Origin of the sequence: Microcoleus sp. Pol12B3, from assembly GCF_036701355.1 — a bacterium.
In the GTDB taxonomy this organism is placed as follows: Bacteria; Cyanobacteriota; Cyanobacteriia; order Cyanobacteriales; family Microcoleaceae; genus Microcoleus.
Genome location: NZ_JAUBQS010000019.1, coordinates 68997 through 91615, shown reverse-complemented (window position 1 = coordinate 91615; position 22619 = coordinate 68997). Strand labels below are relative to the sequence as shown.

General features: G+C 45.4%; 19 protein-coding genes. 14 read left to right on the top strand and 5 right to left on the bottom strand.

Annotation, left to right across the window (positions count from 1 at the left end; genetic code table 11):
• The first annotated feature begins 48 nt into the window (after nt 1–48).
• The 5 genes from QUA53_RS12190 to QUA53_RS12170 all read left to right on the top strand — a co-directional run bounded on the left by QUA53_RS12190 (nt 49) and on the right by QUA53_RS12170 (nt 5993).
• Nucleotides 49–1032: a calcium-binding protein gene (locus QUA53_RS12190; RefSeq protein WP_333097473.1), complete on the top strand. Its 984-nt coding sequence runs from the start codon at nt 49–51 to the stop codon at nt 1030–1032.
• 123 nt (nt 1033–1155) lie between these two features.
• On the top strand, nt 1156–2181 hold the full coding sequence (locus QUA53_RS12185; RefSeq protein WP_333097475.1) for a calcium-binding protein: 1026 nt from the start codon (nt 1156–1158) through the stop codon (nt 2179–2181).
• A gap of 287 nt (nt 2182–2468) precedes the next feature.
• On the top strand, nt 2469–3521 hold the full coding sequence (locus tag QUA53_RS12180) for a calcium-binding protein (RefSeq protein WP_333097477.1): 1053 nt from the start codon (nt 2469–2471) through the stop codon (nt 3519–3521).
• 118 nt (nt 3522–3639) lie between these two features.
• Nucleotides 3640–4713 carry a calcium-binding protein gene (locus QUA53_RS12175; RefSeq protein ID WP_333097478.1) on the top strand — a complete coding sequence of 358 codons (1074 nt, stop codon included), beginning with the start codon at nt 3640–3642 and terminating at the stop codon, nt 4711–4713.
• 206 nt (nt 4714–4919) lie between these two features.
• Entirely contained in the window at nt 4920–5993 is a 1074-nt protein-coding gene (locus QUA53_RS12170; protein WP_333097479.1) for a calcium-binding protein, read from the top strand.
• 106 nt (nt 5994–6099) lie between these two features.
• On the opposite strand, the gene QUA53_RS12165 is transcribed toward QUA53_RS12170, so the two are convergent.
• Complete coding sequence (locus tag QUA53_RS12165; RefSeq protein ID WP_333097480.1) at nt 6100–6576, bottom strand: ankyrin repeat domain-containing protein; 477 nt, start codon at nt 6574–6576, stop codon at nt 6100–6102.
• A 36-nt stretch (nt 6577–6612) separates the two neighbouring features.
• Between QUA53_RS12165 and QUA53_RS12160 the strand changes: the two genes are divergently transcribed.
• Nucleotides 6613–7893 carry a lipid-A-disaccharide synthase gene (locus QUA53_RS12160; protein ID WP_333097482.1) on the top strand — a complete coding sequence of 427 codons (1281 nt, stop codon included), beginning with the start codon at nt 6613–6615 and terminating at the stop codon, nt 7891–7893.
• A 122-nt stretch (nt 7894–8015) separates the two neighbouring features.
• Here the strand turns inward: QUA53_RS12160 and QUA53_RS12155 are convergent, their stop codons facing one another.
• Nucleotides 8016–8186, bottom strand: a complete 171-nt coding sequence (locus QUA53_RS12155) for a YqaE/Pmp3 family membrane protein (RefSeq protein ID WP_333071975.1) — start codon at nt 8184–8186, stop codon at nt 8016–8018.
• A gap of 39 nt (nt 8187–8225) precedes the next feature.
• A complete protein-coding gene (locus QUA53_RS12150) occupies nt 8226–9170 on the bottom strand; it encodes a fused MFS/spermidine synthase (protein WP_333097484.1) in 945 nt (314 codons plus the stop codon).
• 614 nt (nt 9171–9784) lie between these two features.
• On the opposite strand from QUA53_RS12150, the gene QUA53_RS12145 reads away from it, so the two are divergent.
• Together QUA53_RS12145 and priA are read left to right on the top strand one after the other, a co-directional pair.
• The gene (locus QUA53_RS12145; RefSeq protein WP_333097486.1) at nt 9785–10855 is read left to right on the top strand and encodes an ATP-binding protein; all 1071 of its coding nucleotides are present in this window, start codon (nt 9785–9787) and stop codon (nt 10853–10855) included.
• A gap of 79 nt (nt 10856–10934) precedes the next feature.
• Nucleotides 10935–13496 (top strand): primosomal protein N', encoded by a 2562-nt coding sequence (gene priA, locus QUA53_RS12140; protein ID WP_333097487.1) that lies wholly within the window; start codon nt 10935–10937, stop codon nt 13494–13496.
• Between the two features lie 30 nt (nt 13497–13526).
• On the opposite strand, the gene QUA53_RS12135 is transcribed toward priA, so the two are convergent.
• A complete protein-coding gene (locus QUA53_RS12135; protein WP_333097489.1) occupies nt 13527–14024 on the bottom strand; it encodes an AAA family ATPase in 498 nt (165 codons plus the stop codon).
• 159 nt (nt 14025–14183) lie between these two features.
• Entirely contained in the window at nt 14184–15710 is a 1527-nt protein-coding gene (gene gltD, locus QUA53_RS12130; protein WP_333097491.1) for a glutamate synthase small subunit, read from the bottom strand.
• A 474-nt stretch (nt 15711–16184) separates the two neighbouring features.
• Between gltD and QUA53_RS12125 the strand changes: the two genes are divergently transcribed.
• The 6 genes from QUA53_RS12125 to QUA53_RS12100 all read left to right on the top strand — a co-directional run bounded on the left by QUA53_RS12125 (nt 16185) and on the right by QUA53_RS12100 (nt 22612).
• Nucleotides 16185–17216 carry a sulfate/molybdate ABC transporter ATP-binding protein gene (locus QUA53_RS12125; protein ID WP_333097495.1) on the top strand — a complete coding sequence of 344 codons (1032 nt, stop codon included), beginning with the start codon at nt 16185–16187 and terminating at the stop codon, nt 17214–17216.
• A 220-nt stretch (nt 17217–17436) separates the two neighbouring features.
• Nucleotides 17437–19380 (top strand): ATP-binding protein, encoded by a 1944-nt coding sequence (locus QUA53_RS12120; RefSeq protein WP_333097497.1) that lies wholly within the window; start codon nt 17437–17439, stop codon nt 19378–19380.
• A 156-nt stretch (nt 19381–19536) separates the two neighbouring features.
• The gene (cysE, locus tag QUA53_RS12115; RefSeq protein ID WP_445304946.1) at nt 19537–20268 is read left to right on the top strand and encodes a serine O-acetyltransferase; all 732 of its coding nucleotides are present in this window, start codon (nt 19537–19539) and stop codon (nt 20266–20268) included.
• A gap of 87 nt (nt 20269–20355) precedes the next feature.
• Entirely contained in the window at nt 20356–20940 is a 585-nt protein-coding gene (locus QUA53_RS12110) for a Crp/Fnr family transcriptional regulator (protein WP_333097501.1), read from the top strand.
• A gap of 95 nt (nt 20941–21035) precedes the next feature.
• Nucleotides 21036–21248, top strand: a complete 213-nt coding sequence (locus QUA53_RS12105) for a YeeE/YedE thiosulfate transporter family protein (protein ID WP_333097503.1) — start codon at nt 21036–21038, stop codon at nt 21246–21248.
• Between the two features lie 239 nt (nt 21249–21487).
• Nucleotides 21488–22612, top strand: coding sequence for a sulfate ABC transporter substrate-binding protein (locus QUA53_RS12100; protein ID WP_333221466.1), 1125 nt, complete (start codon nt 21488–21490; stop codon nt 22610–22612).
• Nucleotides 22613–22619 lie beyond the last annotated feature (7 nt).

Genomic DNA, 22619 nt, shown 5'->3' with positions numbered 1-22619 from the left:
GCTAATTGCTATAAACTCTCAAACTCATCAAAACCTTAAGGGGAAAATATGGCTAACTACGCAATTTTCGACGAACAATTCTACCTCGCCTCATATCCTTGGGTCAAACCAGCCATTGACGCAGGAGTCATCTCATCTGGAAGAGAACACTTTGAAAAATTTGGGCGAGAAGGCGGTCTAACAAAAGTATCGCGTTATTTTGACGAAAATGCTTACCTTGCTGGGAATCCAGACCTCGCACCCTTCGTCCGTACAGTCAACCCAAACGCGCCTTTTGCGACCGGCCTCGATCACTTTATCCAGTTCGGTTACGATGAAGGACAGCGCCGCACCCAAGTATCACCCGAATACAACGAAAGCTTTTATTTAGCCAACAACTCTGAACTCCAACCGTTTATTCAAAACGGAACTTTCAAATCGGGCTACCAGCATTTCGTTCAATTCGGGGCCAAAGAAGGTCGGTTTGGGACTTCATTTTTTGAACCAGAATACTTAAAAGAAAACCCCGACATTGTGCCGTTTGTTAACTCTGGAAACTTGAGAACAGGCCGGGAACACTTCTTCAATTTTGGACAATTTGAGCCTGCCCGCGACGCGACTTTTGTCGGCACCCGTACCAACGATGTTTTAACTGGTGTTGGCGTGGGCGATGTCGAACTTGTGGGAGTAGAAGTAGGTATAGATCCCCAAGGCAACCGCCAGTATGAAAGCTTTGGCACCAATGAATTCGATGTCCTGATTGGTGCTCCGGGAACCAATACATTCGTACTCGGGGTTCCTCCTACATCCGGGAATTTGAGCCCGACACCGCTGTATTTGGGTAACGGTCAAGCTACGATTCGCAACTTCGACATCGAAAGCGATTTTATCCAACTGCAAGGAACTTCTTTAAACGGCTACAGTCTAACTCCCATTGGCAGCAATTTGTCAATCCAGCGTTTTGGAGATGTGCTGGGCGTGATTGAAGGAGGAGCAAGTTTAAATTTGAGTTTCCAAGAATCTAACGGTAACGGTACTTTCTTGATTGGATAGTCATCGGTCATCGGTCATCGGTCATCGGTCATTAGCTAATGCTGATGATTGATGACTTTTAATTTGTTGTGGGCGATTGTGCTATGAAAAAGTACGATCGCACTTTATTTTAAACAGCAAACTATGAATTACGAGATCTTCGACGAACAATACTACCTTGCCTCATATCCGTGGCTGAAACCAGCCATTGATGCAGGAATCATCAAATCAGGAAGAGAACACTTTGAAAAATTTGGTCAAGCCGCCGGTCTCACAAAAATATCGCGGTATTTTGACGAAGATACTTACCTTGAAGGAAATCCAGACCTTAAACCCTTTGTCCGCACTCCCAACAACGCAAACGCACCTTTTGCGACCGGACTAGACCACTTTATCCAATACGGTTACGAAGAGGGCCGCACTCGCGTATCGCCTGAGTATGACGAAGCGTTTTATGTAGCAACTAACCGAGATTTGCAGCCGTTTATTCAGAATGGAACTTTTAAAAATGGCTACCAGCATTTCATTCAATTCGGGGCCAAAGACGGTCGGTTGCCTACTTCTTTCTTTGAACAGGGATACTTAGGAAACAACCCCGACATTCAGCAGTTTGTCGAATCGGGAACCTTGAAAACTGGTCGGGAACACTACTTCAAGTTTGGACAATTTGAGCCAAGCCGCTCTGCGACTTTTGTGGGAACTTCGGGCAATGACATCCTCACCGGTTCCGGGGCGGGGAATGTGGAATTAATTGGAGTTGACGTAGAAGCCCCTAACGGCATCCGACGATATGAAAGTGACGGCAGCAATGAATTCGATACTCTCACTGGCGGTAGCGGCCGCGATCAATTCGTGCTCGGTGACATTGTTGGCTTCAGGGGAGGAACCCTCTCATCCAGACAGTTCTACATCGGCCCAGGTTTTTCTACAATTCGGAACTTTACTCAAGGTCAGGATATCATCCAGATAGGGATTCCCTTAGATCAATTATTGGTGTTTCCCATCAACAATAATCGAGATTTAGCTATCCAAACGAATGGCTTTCCCGTCGTTGAAAATGGAGTTTTCATAGCCAGTCGCTTTGACACAATCGCTGTTGTTGAAGGTAGTGGTAATCTCAATTTGAATCTATTACCAGGGTCTAGTATTATTAGATCTTTTCTTGGGTAAAAATATCGCAGATATGGATGGTTGGCCTAAGTTTATCATGGGGAGAATTATTAATTAAACAATCGGTAAATACAATTTCCACAAGTCAGGAAAACTCAACTCTCAATCTGCCACAGATTGGGATAACAAATCCATTTGCAGATCCAGTATATCTCACTTTCCTCAGCTAGAAAGCATAGAGCTTAAGTGAGATTTGATTAGGTAAAATCACCCAATCAAATAATTTTCTCAGTTCGGGATTATGGAGAAATTGCATAAATACCTCATTAAATCCGCAGGAGGAAAACATGGCTAGTTACGCAATTTTTGACGAACAATACTACCTTGCTTCATATCCGTGGCTGAAACCAGCCATTGATGCAGGAATTATCAAATCTGGAAGAGAACACTTTGAAAAATTCGGTCAAGCCGCCGGCCTCACAAAAATATCGCGGTATTTTGACGAAGATACATATCTAGCTCAAAATCAAGATGTTGCACCATTTGTTCGCACCGCCAACAACCAAAACCGACCCTTTTCTTCAGGTTTAGACCACTTTATCCAGTTTGGTTACGAAGAAGGGCGCACGCGAGTATCGCCTGACTACGACGAAGTTTTTTATTTAAATCGCCACCCGGAGATAACTCCCTTCGTGCAGAACGGAATTTTTAAATCCGGCTTTCAACACTTTATCCAATTCGGAAAAACAGAAGGTAGGTACGGGACAAGTTTTTTTGAACCACGTTACTTGGGAGATAACCCAGATGTGGCGGCAGTTGTGGAGGCTGGAAGTTTAAAAAGTGGTCGAGAACACTATCTAAAATTTGGGCAATTTGAGTCAAATCGATACGGATTTTTTACAGGAACCAACGGTAATGATATCGTCACGGGATTTACAGCGGGAAAAAATCAAATTATCGGACTGCAAGTAGCTTTCGCCGGCCCTAATCCACCTTTTGGCATTAATAAGAATAAGTATGACGCTTTGAAATTGGATGACATCACGAGAGAGCCTTTCCTGACTACCACTGAATTCGATACATTGATTGGCACTTCTGGCATTGATTACTTCGTGATCGGAGATGCTGTTCCCAACAACCGACGTAGTTTGATCAGCCGAGTAGATTTCTATACGGGCAGTGGGGAGGCCAGGATTGTCAATTTTGAAAAAGGAAAAGATTTTATTCAGTTGGTGGAAAACGTTAATGAACTGAGTATATTTCCATCAGGGGCGGACTTATTAATTCAAAAATCTGGAGATACACTTGCCAGAATTCAGGGCGGATCAAATCTAAGTCTGCAACCGATTGAGATGATAAATCCGTTTAGTCCTCCAGTCAGTCTCACTTTCCTCGGCTAGAAAGCATAGAGCTTAAGTCAGATTTGACACTTGGAAAAAATCACCCGATCGGGTATTGTGTAACTTCCAGATGATTGATAAATTGCATAAACAGCTAATTAAAGCGGCCCGACAAAAAATGGCTAACTACGCAATTTTTGACGAACCATACTACCTTGCTCAATATCCTTGGGTCAAACCGGCCATTGATGCAGGAGTTATCAAATCTGGAAGAGAACACTTTGAAAAATTCGGTCAAGCCGGCGGCTTAACTAAAGTATCGCGGTATTTTGACGAAGATACTTATCTAACAGGCAATCCAGATATCGCTGCGTTAGTCCGCACTCCCAACAACCCAAACGCCCCTTTTGCGACGGGTCTAGACCACTTTATTCAATACGGTTACGAAGAAGGTCGCACTCGCGTATCGCCTGAGTATGACGAAGCATTTTATCTCGCAAATAACCGACAGTTGCAGCCATTTATTCAGAATGGAACTTTTAAAAACGGCTACCAGCATTTCATTGAATTCGGTCTCAAAGACGGTCAGTTTGGGACTTCATTTTTTGAAACAGAATACTTAAACAAATACTCCGATGTTCGGCCTTTTGTCGAATCTGGAGCCTTGAAAACCGGTCGCGAACACTACTTCAAGTTCGGAACTTCCGATCCAAGTCGATCTGCGACTTTTATCGGAACTTCCGGGAATGATATGATTGTCGGTGCTGGGGTGGGAAATACCGAATTAATTGGAGTTGAAGTAGGTTTAGGTACAGGTGGTGCCTTTTCCATCCCCGGTCGAAATTATGAAAGTGACGGCAGTAATGAATTCGATACTCTCACTGGCGGTAGCGGCCACGATAAATTCGTACTCGGAGACCTTATGCAAGGTACTGGTGGTAAGGGATACAGTTCCCCAACAAGGCTCTATATCGGGCCGGGTTTTGCTACAATTCGGAATTTTACCCAAGGTCAGGATAGCCTCCAGCTAGCATCAAGTAATTATGAAGGAGATCCCTTAGATAAATTCTTGGTACTTCCTATCAACAACAATCGAGATTTAGCTATCCAGACGAACGGCTTGTCAGTCTTGCGTCCAAATGGATCTTACGAAATTAGTAGCTTTGACACGATCGCTGTTATTGAAGGTGGCGGAAATCTCAAGTTGAATCAATTACCAGGATCTTCTTTTTCGATACTTTTACTTGGATAGAATTCTCGCAGCTATTCAGGATTGGTATTGGTCTGCTGTCGGTGCGATCGCACATTCGCAAAAAGTGCGATCGCACTTTTGTGTTTGCCATGAAAATAATAAAACAAGCTTAACAATAATTAACTTGACATACTGAGTTAGTAGAGTTACGTATAGTGGGTCAAGTTTAATCGACAAGTAAGCAGACTAAGCTTGGAGAAATAATTATGACTAATTATGACATTTTTGACGAACCATACTACCTGGCGCAATATCCTTGGATGAAACGTGCTATTGATGCAGGAATTATAAAATCTGGAAGAGAACACTTTGAAAAATTCGGTCAAGCCGGCGGCTTAACTAAAGTATCGCGGTATTTTGACGAAGATACTTACCTCGCTGGCAACCCAGACATCGCTGCCTTAGTCCGCACCCCCAACAACCCAACTGCACCTTTTGCGACGGGCTTAGACCACTTTATCCAATACGGTTACGAAGAGGGTCGCACTCGTGTATCGCCTGAGTATAACGAAGCGTTTTATCTCGCAAATAACCGACAGTTACAGCCGTTTATTCAGAATGGAACTTTTAAAAACGGCTACCAGCATTTCATTCAATTCGGCCTCAAAGACGGTCAGTTTGGGACTTCATTCTTTGAAACAGAATACTTACAAAAAAATCCCGATGTTCGGCCTTTTGTCGAATCGGGAGCATTGAAAACAGGTCGGGAACACTACTTCAATTTCGGCAAAAACGATCCCAGCCGGTTTGCGACTTTTATCGGAACTTCCGGCAATGACATCATCACCGGTGCTGGGGTGGGAAATACCGAATTAATTGGAGTTGAAGTAGGTTATGTTGCAAACAGTGATGGCTTTTCCATCCCCGGCCGAAATTATGAAAGTGAGGGCAGTAATGAATTCGATACTCTCACTGGCGGTAGCGGCCGCGATAAATTCATGCTCGGAGACCTTTTAGTAGGCGGTGGTGGTAAGCTATACAGTTCCCCAACAAAGTTATATATCGGGCCAGGTTTTGCTACAATTCGTAACTTTACCCAAGGTCAGGATACCATTCAGCTAGCAACAAGCGATATCCAACCTTCTTTAGATAAATTCTTGATATTTCCCATCAACAACAATCGAGATTTAGCTATCCAAACGAACGGCTTGTTCGTCTACTTTCCAGATGGAAGTTCGGGAATTAGTAGCTTTGACACGATCGCTGTTATTGAAGGCGGCGGAAATCTTAAGTTGAATCTATTACCAGAATCTAGAGGTTCTCTATCTCTACTTGGCTAGAAATCTCTAAGCTAGTGGGGATTTGCCCGATCGCTGCTGGGAAGTGCGATAATTAATTGTATCATCCAGAAACCGGGTTTCTCGAATAAACCCGGTTTCTAAGTCTTTAATGGCGATCGCGCGCTAGCTTCAAAACCTCAACAGTATCTTTGTGACCCTCCGAAGAGGCCCAAATTAACGCAGTCCAAGTATTATTATCCTTAGCTTTGATATCAGCTCCTTTATCGATTAAAAATTCCACAACTTGAGTGCGCCCGCTACCTGCTGCACTCATCAAAGCCGTCAAACCAAAATTAGTTTTAGCATTCACATCCGCCCCCGCCTCCAGCAAAAGCTGTACAATCTCCGTATGTCCGGCAGCAGCGGCACTCATTAACGGCGTCCACCCGTCATTATCGTGACTGTTGACATCCGCACCTGCAGCCAGCAATTTTTTGACGATCGCAGAATTGCCAGCCTCAGCCGCAGCCGTCAAAGCCGTCGCACCTTCCTCATCTTTGGCATTGATATCTGCACGCTGTTCGATCGCACTTTCTACAGCCGCAACATCACCCGTCTTGACGGCATCAATTAAATCTGTCATAAATTCTCCCTTGTATCCTCTCAAATATTAAATCCTATGACAGTCGATATTTTAATCCTCTCCAACGGCCCCGGAGAATTGGCAACTTGGGTGCGTCCCGCCGTGCAAGCTTTGCGCGAGCAATTGGGAAACGCGGGCACTCAAGCGCGAATCTCTGTAGTGCTGTCCCCCTGTCCGCACGCCACCGGGAAAGAAGCACAAATCGCTTGTTCCTACCCAGAAGTTGACAGAGTGCAAGCACCGGAGCATTTTTTTCCATTCCTATTATCTGGCAAAACTGCTGAAAATTGGGATTGGCACAAAACAGGAGTGGTTTTATTTTTAGGCGGCGATCAATTTTTTACGGTTGTTATTGGCAAAAGACTCAAATATCGCACTGTTATTTATGCTGAATGGGACGCGCGGTGGTATCGCTGGATTGATAAATTTGCGGCCATGAAACCCGAAGTTTTTGCTAAAATTCCCCAAAAATATGCTAATAAATTTACAGTTGTCGGAGATTTGATCGCAGAAGTAGGTAATCGAAAATCTGACGCCAAAGATGGGGCAGTAACCCTACGGAAAATAGAATTAATTGGATTGTTGCCCGGTTCTAAAGCCGCCAAATTAGCTTTAGGTGTACCGTTATGTTTGTCGATCGCCCAATCCATCCACCGCATCCGCCCTGAAACTCGCTTTGTTATTCCCGTTGCTCCTACCATAGATGTGCAAACTCTAGCAGGTTTTGCCGACCCTGAACAAAATCCTTGCCTGCATTTATTTGAGAACGCCAGCGCCGAACTTCATTTAACAGAACGGCCGTTTTTGCAGACAGCAAATAACTTGCAAGTAGAACTTTGGACGCAGACGCCCGCCTACGATTTGCTATCAGAATGCAGCCTCTGTTTAACTACTGTGGGAGCGAATACTGCGGAATTGGGTTCGTTAGCCGTACCGATGATTGTTTTGATTCCGACGCAGCAATTGGATGCGATGAAAGCTTGGGACGGATTGCCGGGATTGCTGGCAAATTTGCCGTTAGTCGGTTCAGCTTTTGCGACTGCGATTAATTGGCTAATCTGGCAATTGGGAAAGGGTAAGCTTTATGCTTGGCCGAATATTTGGGCACAGGAGGAGATTGTGCCGGAGTTAATTGGGAAGCTGGAACCGGAAGTAATAGCTCAATTGGCGATCGACTATTTGAGCCATCCTGATAAATTAGCACAAATGGGCGATCGTTTGCGTGCGGTTCGAGGAGAATCGGGGGCGGCGAAAAAAATTGCTCAATTGGTTTGTGAAGAACTTGAGGTGCAATCTAATTGTCATAATAAGAATTAGATTTTTTTATTTTTAACCGCAGAGCAATGCAGATTTAATCCAGATTAATTGGTAAAAACAGGCAAAAGAAATTTTATTTTCTCTTGCCTGTTTATTATCCCAAAACTCGATTTGCTTTCAAGCTAAGCTCGATCGTGCTTAGCAATCACCCAAACAGCGTGAATGATACCGGGAATAAAGCCCAAAAACGTGAGAACCAGGTTGATCCAAAAATCAGTACCGATGCCGACAGTCAAAAATACGCCCAGAGGGGGAAGAAAAATTGCAGCGACTATGCGAATTAAATTGTTCATCTCAGTTACTCCAAACGAGTTTTCTCTTTCAATTTAACTTCACTGACTGACTGAACCTTTCCCGAAAAACTTAGGCGGCGCTGCCATAGTGTAAACTTCGGTTTCAGCGGCGATTACCTGCCGCAAGTGACCGGGAAGCTGCATCAACCCCAACAGTGTAATTCCGTCGAACATCCGCAACCCGCCAGTTGTTTTCTCGGCGAGTAATTTGTCAGTAACTGCGGGTTCGGGCCGCGTATTTATTTCTTGATTAGAAGCTATCGCAAAACCCCAAGGAGCTCCGTAAGTAGAAATAAAGCTGGTGCAGGATTGAACATTGGAGAAAACAGATTTCAGGGTATTCACAATGCGAGCGTGCATTTTCATTTCTGCCGGAGAAACGGGGCCTGCTTGCACTACGAAATATCCGTTAGGTGACATTACGCTGCGAACTTTCTCAAAATACTCCTTGGTAAACAACTGGAAAGATGGGCCTTCTTCTATTGGATCGGACAAGTCAGAAATGACAATATCCCAATCTTTGTCTGTGTTGTCTAAATAGTCCAAAGCATCGCCGATTACTACTTCGCAGCGGGGGTCGTCAAAGGCGTTTTGGTGCATTTCTGGCAGGTGTTCGCGGCAAGCTTCTACTACTTCGCCGTCAATGTCGATCATCACGACTTTTTCAACTGTTTTCCAGCGCAGCACTTCTCTAATCGTAGCTCCTTCTCCGCCACCGAGAACGAGGACTTTTTTGGGTGAACCGTGACAAATCATGGCTGGGTGCACCAGGGGTTCGTGGTACAGAAACTCGTCGCCTGTACAAGATTGCCACTTACCGTCTAAAACTAAGCCTTTGCCGTAAGTACCGGTCTGAACGACATACATTTCTTGATAGGCTGTTTTCTTGTAAGCAAGCACCGCGATGACGCCGTGAACGTAAATATCCCAAGGGGTAATGTACTCGCTCATCCAAAAGTCTGCACGAACTTCGCTACCTGACATCAATTACTCTCCAAATATAAACGGCTGTGTCGATGTTGTCACAAGTAGTAGTTATTAGCACAAAACGGTGCGGGTGTGTGAGTACGATCGACACATTAAAGTGAGATTTCTCAGCAATGCTATAGTGTGATTGCGTTCTGGGAGAGAGCAATGAGCTTGTTACTTGAGATTGCTTGTGGGCGATCGCGCGCCCAGTCGATCGCACTTTTCCCGTCGCCCCCGGTCAATCGCACTCACATTTAATATTTTCGCTTTGCATTGCCGACGGGTTTTGTACAAAAGTTGTCTGAATCGGGCAATTTTTCGCGCTGGGCCCGCCTTTATAAGTTTGCGATCGCCCTGCTTATTTACCAATAATCGGATGAAAACCCAGCAAATGCGAGAGCGGGGAATACAAGTAGCAAGCGGTTTTAACTAGATTTGTTATTAATATGTTGACATTTTGAATGTATCTTAGATAATATTTTTATATCGACCAAAATAAAGGAACTCTTAAATTTTTCGGACACAATTGGTTAGGCGATGTGCGCGGAGATTCTAACTAGGTAAAGGGTGCAACTAAATTTCCTCATAAAACTGTTCTGACACTATTTTTAGGTTCAAAATAATAGCCGATGGAACCAACGGACTGGGACAACAGAATCAAAGAGCTGGAAAAGGAAAATCGACTCCTGCGTAAAAAACTCGAAAAATCGGAAACCGAACGCAGCCAATTACAAGCCCTCAATCAAAAAAAAGAATCTTTGCTAAAAAAGCTCACTGAGGAATTTAGAGATTCCAAAAATATTTTAAAAGCAAGAATGTCGGCACTAGAAAAAGCTCTGGAAAACCAAAAAACAACCCAGCTCAAATTAATCGAAGCCGAAAAAATGTCGGCTTTGGGCATTTTGGTAGCTGGTATTGCCCACGAAATCAACAATCCCGTTAACTTCATCTACGGCAATATTACCTATGTCAATGACTATGCAGGAGACATTTTAAAATTGCTCGCTATGTACCAGGATCGTTATCCCGAAATAGATGCAGAGATTGAAGCTTTTCTGGAAAAAATTGACATCGACTTTTTGCGCGAAGATTTGTTGAAAACTCTGTCGTCAATGAAAGTTGGCTCCGAGCGCATCCGCGAAATTGTGCTGACTTTACGGAACTTTGCGCGGGTAGATGAAGGTGAAAAAAAACCCGTTAACATTCACGAAGGAATTGACAGCACCTTGTTAATTTTGCAGCATTTAACTAAAGAAAAGCCAGGTCATTCTGCTATAAAAATCATTAAAAATTATGGTTCTTTGCCCAAGGTAGAGTGTTATGCTGGGCAATTAAACCAGGTGTTTATGAACATCATTAATAATGCTGTGGATGCCCTGCGGGAGCGAGAGCAAAATTCGTCACTGGAAGAGATAGAAGCTAACCCTATCCAGATGACAATTACTACTTCTAGTATTTCAGAAAATGGGGCAATAATTAGCATCAAAGATAATGGTATGGGAATGAATGAATCTGTAAAAGCGAAAATTTTCGATCCGTTTTTTACCACCAAACCAGTTGGTCACGGGACGGGTTTGGGATTGTCAATTAGCTATCAGATTGTTGTGGACAAACACGGCGGGAGGTTGGAGTGCATCTCCGCAATTGGAGAAGGGACTGAATTGGTGATCGAGATTCCGATCGCCAATTCCGGCCGCTAAGATCGATCGATCGAGCTAAACTGAGGGATAATGAAAACTCCCTTTGACCGCGGCTCCTTCTAGTTTGATGTGCAACCCTATGTCTACTGTCACTTTTGGTTTGTCAACCCCTATAGCGGCAGAGGCCGGGGCATCCTACGGCAGCAGCGAACCGCCACAGCGCCCCACTGTGCGGGCAGAGTGGATCGAGGTATTGGTGGACTCTCCTTTCAGGGTTGCGGGGGACTCGCCTGGGGAGGAAAATAAGTTATTTACCTATCGTTTACCTGCGGAACTTACCGTGCAACCAGGGGATATTTTGAGTGTACCCTTTGGCAGTCAACAGGTAGGCGCGATCGCGATTCGGTTCATTTCTCAACTGCCGCCCGACTTAGATCCGGCGCGGGTTAAAGATGTCGAAGATGTTGTCAGTACGGGATTTTTCCCACCGACTTACTGGGAATTACTCGAACGCACTGCCACCTATTATTGCACACCTTTAATTCAAGTAATTAGAGCCTCGCTGCCGCCCGGTTTGTTAAGCCGTTCCGTGCGCCGAATTCGCTTAATTAAGGATGCTCTTTCTCCCAATGCCGAAACATTTCTCAATCCCGCCGCGAGTCAAATTTTGCAATTGCTGCAAGCTCAAAAAAACGGCGATTATACTTGGCAATACCTCCAGCGCCAAGTTAAGGGAAGTTATCGGGGATTGAAAGATTTATTGAAACGCGGTTGGGTAGAAAGTTATTTAGAACCTCCAAATCCTCCCAAACCACAACTAAAACCGGCAGTGACATTAATTGCTAGTGCATTTGTCACAGATTTAACCAAGCGGCAACAAGAAGTATTGGAAGTTTTGCGGCGCGGTGGCGGTGAAATGTGGATGAACGATTTGCTGAGAATTTGCAGCGCGAGTTCTTCTGTTGTCAAAAATTTGGAGCAAAAAGGTAGTGTTGTAATTGACCAAAGGGAAGTTCTCAGGGGCGATCGCGGAATTTCTCAATTGCCCGATGCACCAAAAACCTTAACTTATTTTCAAGCTCAAGCCTTAGCGTTTATTAACTCTTTTTCGGGATTTCGTCAAGTGCTGCTGCACGGCGTTACAGGTTCCGGGAAAACCGAAGTGTATTTGCAGGCGATCGCCCCCATCTTAGCCAGCGGCAAATCCGCCCTCGTACTCGTTCCCGAAATCGGCCTCACACCGCAACTTACAGACAGATTCCGAGCCCGTTTTGGCGAGCAAATTTGCGTGTACCACAGCGCCCTATCCGATGGCGAACGTTACGATACATGGCGTCAGATGCTGACTGGAACGCCGCAAATTGTCATCGGCACGCGATCGGCTATTTTTGCGCCTTTACCTCACCTCGGCTTAATTATCCTCGATGAAGAACACGACAGCAGCTTCAAACAAGACGATCGACCCCCCTGCTACCACGCCCGCACCGTTGCCAAATGGCGCGCCGAATTAGAAAATTGTCCCTTAATTTTAGGTTCCGCAACGCCAGCATTAGAGACTTTTGTCGGGACGCGCCGAGATTATTACTCGTTACCAAATATCCATTATTTATCCTTGCCCGATCGCATTTATTCCCGCCCGATGCCACCTGTGGAAATAGTCGATATGCGCCAAGAATTGCGGCAAGGAAACCGCTCAATTTTCAGTGCTTCTCTGCAAAACGCGCTGGAACAATTGCAAGAAAGACAACAGCAAGGTATCCTGTTTATTCACAGAAGAGGACACAGTACCTTTGTGTCTTGTCGGAGTTGCGGCTATGTGATGGAATGCCCGAATTGCGATGTTTCCCTGTCTTATCACCACGTCGGCGAAGCAACAGCAGAAATATTGCGCTGTCACTACTGCAACCACACGGAACGACACCCCCAAAACTGCCCGGAATGCAGTTCTCCTTACTTCAAAAACTTTGGCAGCGGCACTCAGCGAGTCGAACAGGAATTAACGAGATTATTTCCCGAATTGCGGGCAATTCGATTTGACAGCGATACGACTAGAAATAAGGGCGACCACCGCAGATTGTTAACGCTATTTGCCAATGGGGAAGCTGATATTTTGTTGGGTACGCAAATGCTGACGAAAGGGTTAGATTTAGCTGGAGTAACATTGGTGGGAGTTGTGTCTGCTGACGGGTTGCTAAACTTATCTGACTATCGGGCCAGCGAACGAGCTTTTCAAACTTTAACTCAAGTCGCGGGCCGTGCTGGCAGAGGCGACGATCCGGGGCGGGTAATTATTCAAACTTACACTCCCGAACACCGGGTTATTCAAGCAGTTAGGCGGCACGAATATATAGGTTTTGTGGAAACAGAATTGGCAGAAAGAGCAGCGCTGAATTATCCTCCTTCGGGGCGGCTGATTTTGTTGCGGTTGAGCAGTGCAGATGCGGCGGAAGTGGCGGTGACTGCGGTACAATTGGCGTCGGTTTGTCAGGAGTATATTGAGCGATTGTCTGTACCGGGATGTGAGTTGTTGGGGCCTGCACCGGCGGCGATTATGCGGGTGGCAAATCGCTATCGGTGGCAGATTTTGCTGAAGTTGCCTTTGGATGAATCGGTGGATTTGTCGGATTTGATCGGATTGCGCGATCGCACGCCGCGTTCTGTTAGTTTAACTATTGATGTCGATCCGTTGAATTTTGGTTGAGCGAGGGCAACCTAAAAGCCCGGTTTCGGATTAAGCCTGTAAAAGCTTCTCTACCGATTGAGCAATAGCAGTCTCATCCTGGAACTCAGAATTATCAATCTCTAAATCCCAAGGCAAATCGACCAGCAACGCACGTTCATTAATTTCTTTTAACCTATGGTCTGAAACAGGAATGTGGGTTGAGACATCTCTCGTCATGACTCGCTCTATACAGGTATCGAGTGGAGCTTGTACATGGATTAGGAACACGCGGAAGCCTTGTCGCAAGGCTGTTAATAACTCTGAGAAGGTATGGGCTGTGCCTGTAGACTCGATGCAAAGGGTGGAATGTGATTGAGCTAACTCATCCAGTTTTTCTAACACAATTTGGAATCCTCGTTTCTCCAACGGAATTCCTTCTAATCCTGGCTCTAGCCTAAGCACCTCAAGAAATATAGGTTCAATCCGTAGAAACTTTACATCTAGATATTGCTCCAAAACACTACCAATGAACGTCTTGCCAACTCCTTTGAGTCCTACTAGCAGCAACAGATTACACGGTTTTGTATTGTAAGATGAGTACATATTGCTTTAACAAGACTTACGCTACATGAGTCAATTTTTATAATATATTTTTTACACAACTATGTAGTTGTAAGGTGCGCCGTGCACACCCTACAACTAGAGTCTCTGCGTAAATCCTAAAAACTAAGGCAAATCCGTGCTCCCCATCAGATAAAGGTCGCACTCCCGGGCCACGCCGCGCCCTTCATTAATCGCCCAAACCACCAAACTTTGTCCCCGGCGACAGTCACCAGCGGCGAAAACTCCCGGAATGCTGGTTGTATATTTTTCGTGCTCGGCTTTCACGTTGCTGCGGGCGTCGCGTTCCAATCCCAGCGCATCCAGCAAGGGCTGTTCCGGGCCGAGGAAGCCCATCGCTAGCAACACAAGATGTGCGGGCAACACTTTTTCAGTGCCCGGGATGTGGTTCGGAATGAACTGCCCTTTCTCGTTTTTCGTCCACTCCACCTCAACGGTGTGCACGGCTTTGACATTACCGTTTTCGTCGCCCTCGAACTTTGTCGCCGTGGTGAGATAGCCGCGGGGGTCGTCGCCGAATTTGGCTGCTGCTTCTTCTTGGCCGTAGTCGAGACGGTAGACTTTCGGCCATTCCGGCCAGGGATTGTTGGCCGCCCGTTCCGAGGGCGGTTTGGGGAGGATTTCAAGCTGTACCAGGCTTTTGCAGCCGTGGCGGATGGAGGTGCCCACGCAGTCGGTGCCGGTGTCGCCACCGCCGATGATGACGATATCTTTGCCTTCGGCGGAGATGAAGTTATCGTTGGTGCTCTTGTCTAAAACTGCTTTGGTGTTCGCAGTCAGGAAGTCCATTGCGAAGTGGATGCCTTTTAATTCCCGGCCGGGGATGCCCAAGTCGCGGGGTTTGGTGGCGCCGGTACAGAGCACAACGGAGTCGTATTCTTTTAGCAGTTGTTCGGCTGGTAAGTCTTTGCCGACTTCGGTGTTGCAGACGAATGTCACGCCTTCTTCTTCGAGGACTTTCAGGCGGCGCATTACGACTTGTTCTTTGTCTAGCTTCATGTTGGGGATGCCATACATTAGCAGGCCGCCTGGTCGATCGGCTCTTTCGTATACTGTTACCCAATGACCGGCTTTATTTAGTTGTGCGGCGGCGGACAAACCGGCAGGCCCGGAACCGATGACGGCGATTTTTTTGCCGGTGCGTTTGGCGGGTGGTTCGGCGGTAATCCAGCCTTCATCCCAGCCTTTATCGATAATCGAGGCTTCGATGTTTTTAATAGTCACGGGCGGGTTGTTGATGCCGAGCACGCAAGCGCCTTCGCAGGGGGCGGGACAGACGCGGCCGGTGAATTCCGGGAAGTTGTTGGTTTTGTGGAGTCTGTCTAGGGCTTCTTTCCACAGTCCGCGATATACTAGGTCGTTCCATTCGGGAATGAGGTTGTTAATCGGGCAGCCACTTGCCATGCCGCTGATAATTGTGCCCGTGTGGCAAAACGGAATGCCGCAATCCATGCAGCGCGCGCCTTGGGTGCGGAGTTTGTCCTCCTCCATTGGCAGGTGAAATTCGTCCCAGTTGTGGACTCTCTCGACAGGTGAGAGTTCAGAGGGCAATTCGCGCAAGAATTCGATAAAGCCTGTTGGTTTTCCCATAGTGGTGTTCTGGTTAGAATTTACTATTCTGTCGTTTCTCAAAGGTGAAGCTGGCTGGCTTCTGAATTAACTATTGTGATCTAAATTGTGTGCGATCGCACCTCAGATTGAGCAATTCCTACCTGAAATCTTCAATATCGCCGGGAGTCGGGGAATTGTCGGCAGCCATAAAATATACAGCGACAGCAAAGAAATCGGGTTTTTTACGGGGATTAAAGGTTTTAAAGGTTGTGATGCAGTATTTTCGCCGATCAAACCCGGTTGCTGCATAATTTCAGCATTGCTTACTCTGGGACGATCGCATTTACCGCTACAGCCACATCTCGAAACGCTTGCGGGTTAACTCTTTGGGCCCGCTAGCGTCAACTTTAAAGCGCCGTCCCCATCAGGAGTGTCTCAAAATACAATACAAAAAGTTACAGGTGTGGCAAAATATTATTTTCAAGATATACTACTGTAAATCTGTCAGATAAGCGGAGTTTAGTTCGTTAACTCCAAAAATAGGTAAATAAACTCATGAGCATTACAGTTCAGAACGTATCGAAACACTTCGGCTCCTTCCACGCAATTGACAACGTGAATTTAGAAATTAAAAGGGGATCTTTAGTCGCGCTGTTGGGGCCTTCGGGTTCCGGGAAATCGACTCTGCTGAGGATGATCGCGGGGCTAGAACCGCCCGACAGCGGTCAGATTTACCTGACGGGTGAAAATGCAACTCATCAGTCGGTGCAGGAGAGGCATATCGGTTTTGTGTTTCAGCACTACGCTTTGTTCAAACACATGAGTATTCGGAAAAATATTGCTTTTGCGATGGAAATTCGCAAAGTTCCTAAAGGCTCTATTAGCAGGCGGGTGGATGAACTTTTGGATTTAGTGCAGTTGACAGGTTTGGGCGATCGCTATCCTTCCCAACTTTCCGGGGGTCAGCGGCAGCGGGTTGCTTTGGCAAGAGCTCTAGCAGTTCAACCAAAAGTGCTGCTGCTAGACGAACCTTTTGGAGCATTAGATGCTAAAGTCCGCAAAGAATTGCGATCGTGGCTGCACAACCTTCACAAAGAAGTTAACATCACCACAGTTTTTGTGACTCACGACCAAGAAGAAGCTATGGAAGTAGCCGATGAAATTGTGGTGATGAATAAAGGTAAAGTCGAACAAGTTGGCACTCCTGCAGAAATTTACGACAAACCGGCATCAGCTTTTGTGATGAGTTTTATTGGGCCTGTCAATGTGCTGCCGAATGCTGCGGGTTTGTTCGCCAGCAACGGCACAACGGCTCACAATAACGGAGCAGCCCATTCTGATTTAGTGTTTTTGCGTCCCCACGATGTGGAAATTCAAACTAAGCCGCAGTCTGGTTTTGCATTAGCAACAGTCAGTCGCATCATTCATTTAGGGCGGGAAATACAAACCGAGTTACTGTTAGAATCGGAGCAGGTAGTAACAGCTTACGTGAGTCGCGAGCGCTTCGATTCTTTACAGTTAACGCGAGATCAGCAGGTTTACGTCAAGCCCAAACACGCCATGACTTTTCCTGCCTATTCAATTTAAATCAGCGACTGCATCTTACTCAAAATACTATCCGGGATCTTCTACAAAACACTGCTCCCACATCGTTACCAGGCTCGTGCCTGGTAATGCTGTCTCGTGGCTCTAAATCGGAGGCAGAGCCTCCTGAAATTCATTCCCAGGCAGAGCCTGAGAACGAGAAAAACGAGAAATCCCAGGGTCTGCCTGGGAACGAGAACTAGAAACAAGATAGGTGAAGAATATGACTGCTAACAAATTCTTGAATTTAGCAACTAGCACTTTACTTAGTTATCGCCGTTACATCCAGGCAGGATTAACACTTTGTGCAGGATTGGGACTGTCTGCGATCGCCTCTTCAGTTGCGTACAATTGGGAATATAAATCCATGCAAGCCGAACTGCAAGACCGGCTGGACAAAATAGCTACAGACATTCAGAGAGATGTTAGCGGCAATTTAGAAATAATTCGGGCGGTGGGAGCATTTTACAGCGTATTTGACGGCGTTAAAAAACCCGAAATTAATACATTTGTTGGTCCTGCCCTGTACCGCCATCCGAGCCTTAAGGCGATCGCTTGGCTGCCCCGTGTTTCTGACTCTCCGCAATTCCTGACTGATGAAATAGATTTAGGTTTAGATTTGACTGCCAATCGGCCAGCATTAGAAAAAGCCGCCAAAAGACAAGAAATTATCGCGACTGACCGTCAAAAATGGTCTTCACAAAATCAACCAAGCGTATTCGTATTTCTACCAATTTTTAGTCAAATTTCTTCTGACAATACCCCAGAATTGTCGCCAAATTCACTTTCTAGAAACCCCGAAAATTTGAAAGGTTTTGCTTTCGGTATTTTGCTCGTTGATGCTATTGTGAAGTCGGCTTTGCAGGAAACTCAACTCAACTTTGTTAATGTGTATCTTCAAGATGCTATGGCTCCTGAAGCGGAAAGATTTCTCGCTTTTTACGAAGCAAAGACTAAAAGGATCGTCACCGACGAAAACATTAAAAATCAACTCCAAATTGGGGAAAGAGCTTACTGCCCGGATGGCAGCAGTTGCACCCGCATTCTCAATATTGAAAATCGCAGGTGGTTGCTGCAACTGCGGTTAACGCCAGAGTACATTAATCCTCTAAGATTTTGGCGTTCTTTGACGGTTTTAATTTTTGGGACAATTTTAACTTTGGCGGCGACACTTTATCTAATGAGCTTGTGGAATTATACCGCTTTAATTGAAAAAATAGCAGCAGAACGCACGGCTAAATCTCAAAGGCTAGAACAAACTTTGCAAGAGTTGCAGCAAACTCAAAGTCAACTGATTCAGCAGGAAAAAATGTCTAGTTTGGGCTTATTAGTCGCTGGTGTCGCCCACGAAGTGAACAATCCTATTAGTTTTATTTACGGCAATATCCACCACGCCAGCGCATATACTAGCGATTTGTTAGAGTTGGTAAAACTATACCAAAAACAATATTTACACCCTCCATCGGAAATTTCCGAGTATTTAGAAAAGGTTGACTTTGACTTTCTCAGCAAAGATTTGCCGCAACTGCTGTCTTCGATGAAAATCGGAGCAGATCGCATTGTTCAAATCGTCCAATCTTTGCGGAATTTCTCTCGCTTAGATGAAAGCGAAATGAAACCTGTCAACATTCATGAAGGTATTGACAGCACTCTGCTAATTCTGCAAAGTCGCCTGAAAGCTACAGGCGATCGCCCGCCGATCGAGATTGTTAAAAACTACGGCAATTTACCTTTGGTAGAGTGCTATGCCGGACAATTAAATCAGGTGTTTATGAATATTCTGGCTAATGCGATCGACGCCCTTGAGAGTTACAACTTCGAGCGCGGGCCCAAAGCAGCGAAAGCCAATCCGATCGCGATCGCCATAACCACAGAATATTCACTCCCTGACAAAATAATTGTGCGGATATCTGATAACGGCCCCGGTATGGCAGAAAATGTCAAAAAACGGCTGTTCGACCCCTTCTTTACGACTAAACCAGTAGGAAAAGGGACAGGATTGGGACTGTCCATCAGCTATAAAATTGTCGTAGAAAAGCACAAGGGTGCGCTGCGCTGCGATTCGACACCGGGATTGGGGACGGAATTCTCGATCGAGATTCCGCTGCGGCAAGAAGTCAGACAAGCTGTACCGTTTGTTTCGCGGAAAATATCCGAGGCAGCTTAGAAAGGGCTGGGGAAGGAAAATTTTTTTCTCATTAACTACTGTAATTCGGTCGGATTATAGTATTATATGTAATAATGCCACAATCAATACTGCTTTATGCAGCTTAAACCGTTGGCACTGCCGATACTCTATAACCCAAACACGGCGAGAGTAAATATGTTCAGTGACTTGCAAATTATTTACGAACGCGACCCTGCGGCGCGCAACTGGCTGGAAGTATTATTTTGCTATCCCGGACTGCAAGCACTTTTTTTGCACCGGATAGCACACTGGCTTTATTTTGCTGGCCTGCCGTTTGTACCGCGCTTGATTTCCCAACTAAGCCGCTTTTTAACAGGTATTGAGATCCACCCAGGAGCAAAAATTGGTAGGGGCGTGTTTATCGACCACGGCATGGGGGTGGTAATTGGCGAAACTGCGATCGTTGGAGATTATGCTGTCATTTATCAAGGAGCCACAATTGGCGGCACGGGTAAAGAAATAGGAAAACGGCATCCGACGCTGGGAGAAAATGTAGTTGTGGGAGCCGGTGCTAAGGTTTTAGGCAATATTCAAATTGGCAATAATGTTCGGATTGGTGCGGGTTCGGTAGTGCTGCGGGATGTCCCTAGCGATTGCACTGTTGTGGGAATTCCCGGCCGCATTATCTCTCGAAAAAAGCAGGTGGAAGATCCTCTAAATTCTCAAGGCTTACCGGATTTGGAAGCTCAAGCGATTCGAGCTTTGTTCGATAGAATTAAGGATTTAGAAGAGCAGGTGGATTTTTTAAAATCTCAATTATCTCCGCTCAAAACAACTCAATCAGAGCAAGCAGAGGTCCAAAAACATGAATTATTCCTGTCTTCGGATTTATTCATTACACAGTTTTTAGACGGTGCCGGAATCTAGTAAAGCTTTAATTTATATAGATTTTTGCCAACCACACTATCCTGCTGTCATTGGACAAACTAACTTTTATTCTTTCAGTAACTGGCTATGACTATTGCTTCTCTTTCCACTAAAACTTTTGATGAAACGAGCAGACATATATTTTCTCGTCGCTCGCACTTGCCCAACAGAAGCAATGCTCTGTGGCGAATTGAAAGTGGAGTAGTGCGAACTGTAACGTGGCTTGAAGATGGTACAATTATCACCTTGGGATTGTGGGGGCCTGGTGATACGATCGGCAAAGCGATATCAAAATGCGAGCCTTTTCAAATTGAATGCCTAACTAAAGTCGAGGCAATTTTACTATGTGGCGAACGCTGGCTAAATAAAGATATTTTGCTCACTCACATTCAGCAGGCTGAAGATTTTATGGTAATGCGAGGTTACAAAAGAGTTGATTTTATGCTCTATCAACTATTAAATTGGCTGGCTAAGAGGTTTGGTTCTGAGGTAGAGCGAGGACATCTGATCGATATGATTTTAACGCATCAGGATATTGCAGAAATTATCGGTACAAGTCGCGTAACTGTCACTCGAACCCTCGGTCATTTTGAGCAGCAAGGCTTGATAGATCGTCTCCCACTCCACCGGATTATTCTGCAACCTTCTGAGGTGTGGCACTACGAAATATAAAATAACGATATTAACAGTTAACTGTTAACCTTTTTAACCCCAGATATTGTATCCTCTTTTTTCACAAAAACTTCTAGGGAGTTTGTGAGATATTTTTGATTTGCTATGGATCCCTACTAGCTTTTGGCTGCAATGTCGGCGCTTTTTTTAGTGGCATTGCTTCCATCAGCGCGCAAGGTTGGCTGTCGATTGCTGCTGATGAAGTGGGTAGTGTTGCCCGAATTATATTTGCGATCGCTCCTCGGACTCCAGAATTTAAAGAACAAAACTACTGTTTGCCTATAGACATTAAGTATTTAATCGTGTAGTCTGTTAAATTAAGTAAAGAGAGTTTGGGCTCGCTACTTAAGTGCGATGCCCAAATACGGGCAAAAAACTCTCTAAATAGTGTGATTGTTACCATTGGCAAAAATTAATGCCATAGCGAAATCTTATAGATATTCCTGGCAAATATAATCGGATTGCATTTGCACTTCTTGCCAGCGCATTACGTTAAGTTTTGCGCTCAATTCACCAGAAACTCAAACAACAAAAGGAACTCTCGTTAATGTGGTACCATCGTCGAAAAGATAAAATTTTGTTTCCTTCGCAAAAAAACAATCCTGCGGCAGGTTTTTCTCTGAAGCCAGCAAAGTTGCTGGAACCGTCCCTGTTCAAAGTTTTTACTTTATTTTTTGCAATAGGTTTAGGCTTGAGCTGGTTAATCCCTCAGCCTGCAATCAGCCAGGCAAAACCAAAAGATGTCGAACTTACCTTAGTTTCCTTTTCTGTTACCAAATCCGCCTACGAAAAGATTATTCCCGGCTTTGTAGCCAAGTGGAAACGAGAAAACAACCAGAATGTCACTATCAGCCAAAGCTACGGGGGTTCAGGTTCTCAAACCCGTGCTGTGATTAGCGGTTTGGAAGCCGATGTCGTACACTTAGCCTTAGCTTTTGATACCGATCGCATCCAAGAAGCCGGTCTAATTAAATCGGGTTGGGAGCGAGAAGTGCCAAATAGCGGGATTGTGAGCAAATCAGTCGTGGCATTAGTAGCGCGGGCCGGAAATCCCAAAAAAATACAAGGCTGGGCCGATTTAGCCAAACCCGGTATCAAAGTAATTACTGCTAATCCTAAAACCTCTGGTGTCGCGCGGTGGAATTTCTTAGCTTTGTGGGGTTCGATAACTCGAAACGGAGGAAACGAACAAGCAGCCCGCACCTTTGTCAGCCAGGTTTATAAAAACGTGCCCGTGCTTCCCAAAGATGCCCGCGAAGCATCTGATACTTTCTACAAACAAAACCAAGGGGATGTGCTGATCAACTATGAAAATGAAGTTTTGTTGGCGAAACAAAAGGGCGAAGCTGAACCTTTCATCATCCCCCAAGTGAATATTTCCATTGACAACCCCGTGGCTGTAGTTGATAAATACGCAGCCAAGCACGGAACTACTAAGGTGGCGGAAGCTTTTGTGAAATATCTTTACACGCCTGAAGCTCAGCGAGAATTTGCTAAAGTGGGTTTTCGACCTGTTAACTCCACGGTAGCCGGACAATTTAGCAGTCAGTTTCCCAGAATTGGTAAACTGTTTACAGTCAGTGATATGGGTGGCTGGAAGGGGGCACAAAGCAAGTTCTTTGGTGACGGTGCAATCTTCGATCAAATTCAGAATAGTCTGGGCAACAGATAATTTGTAT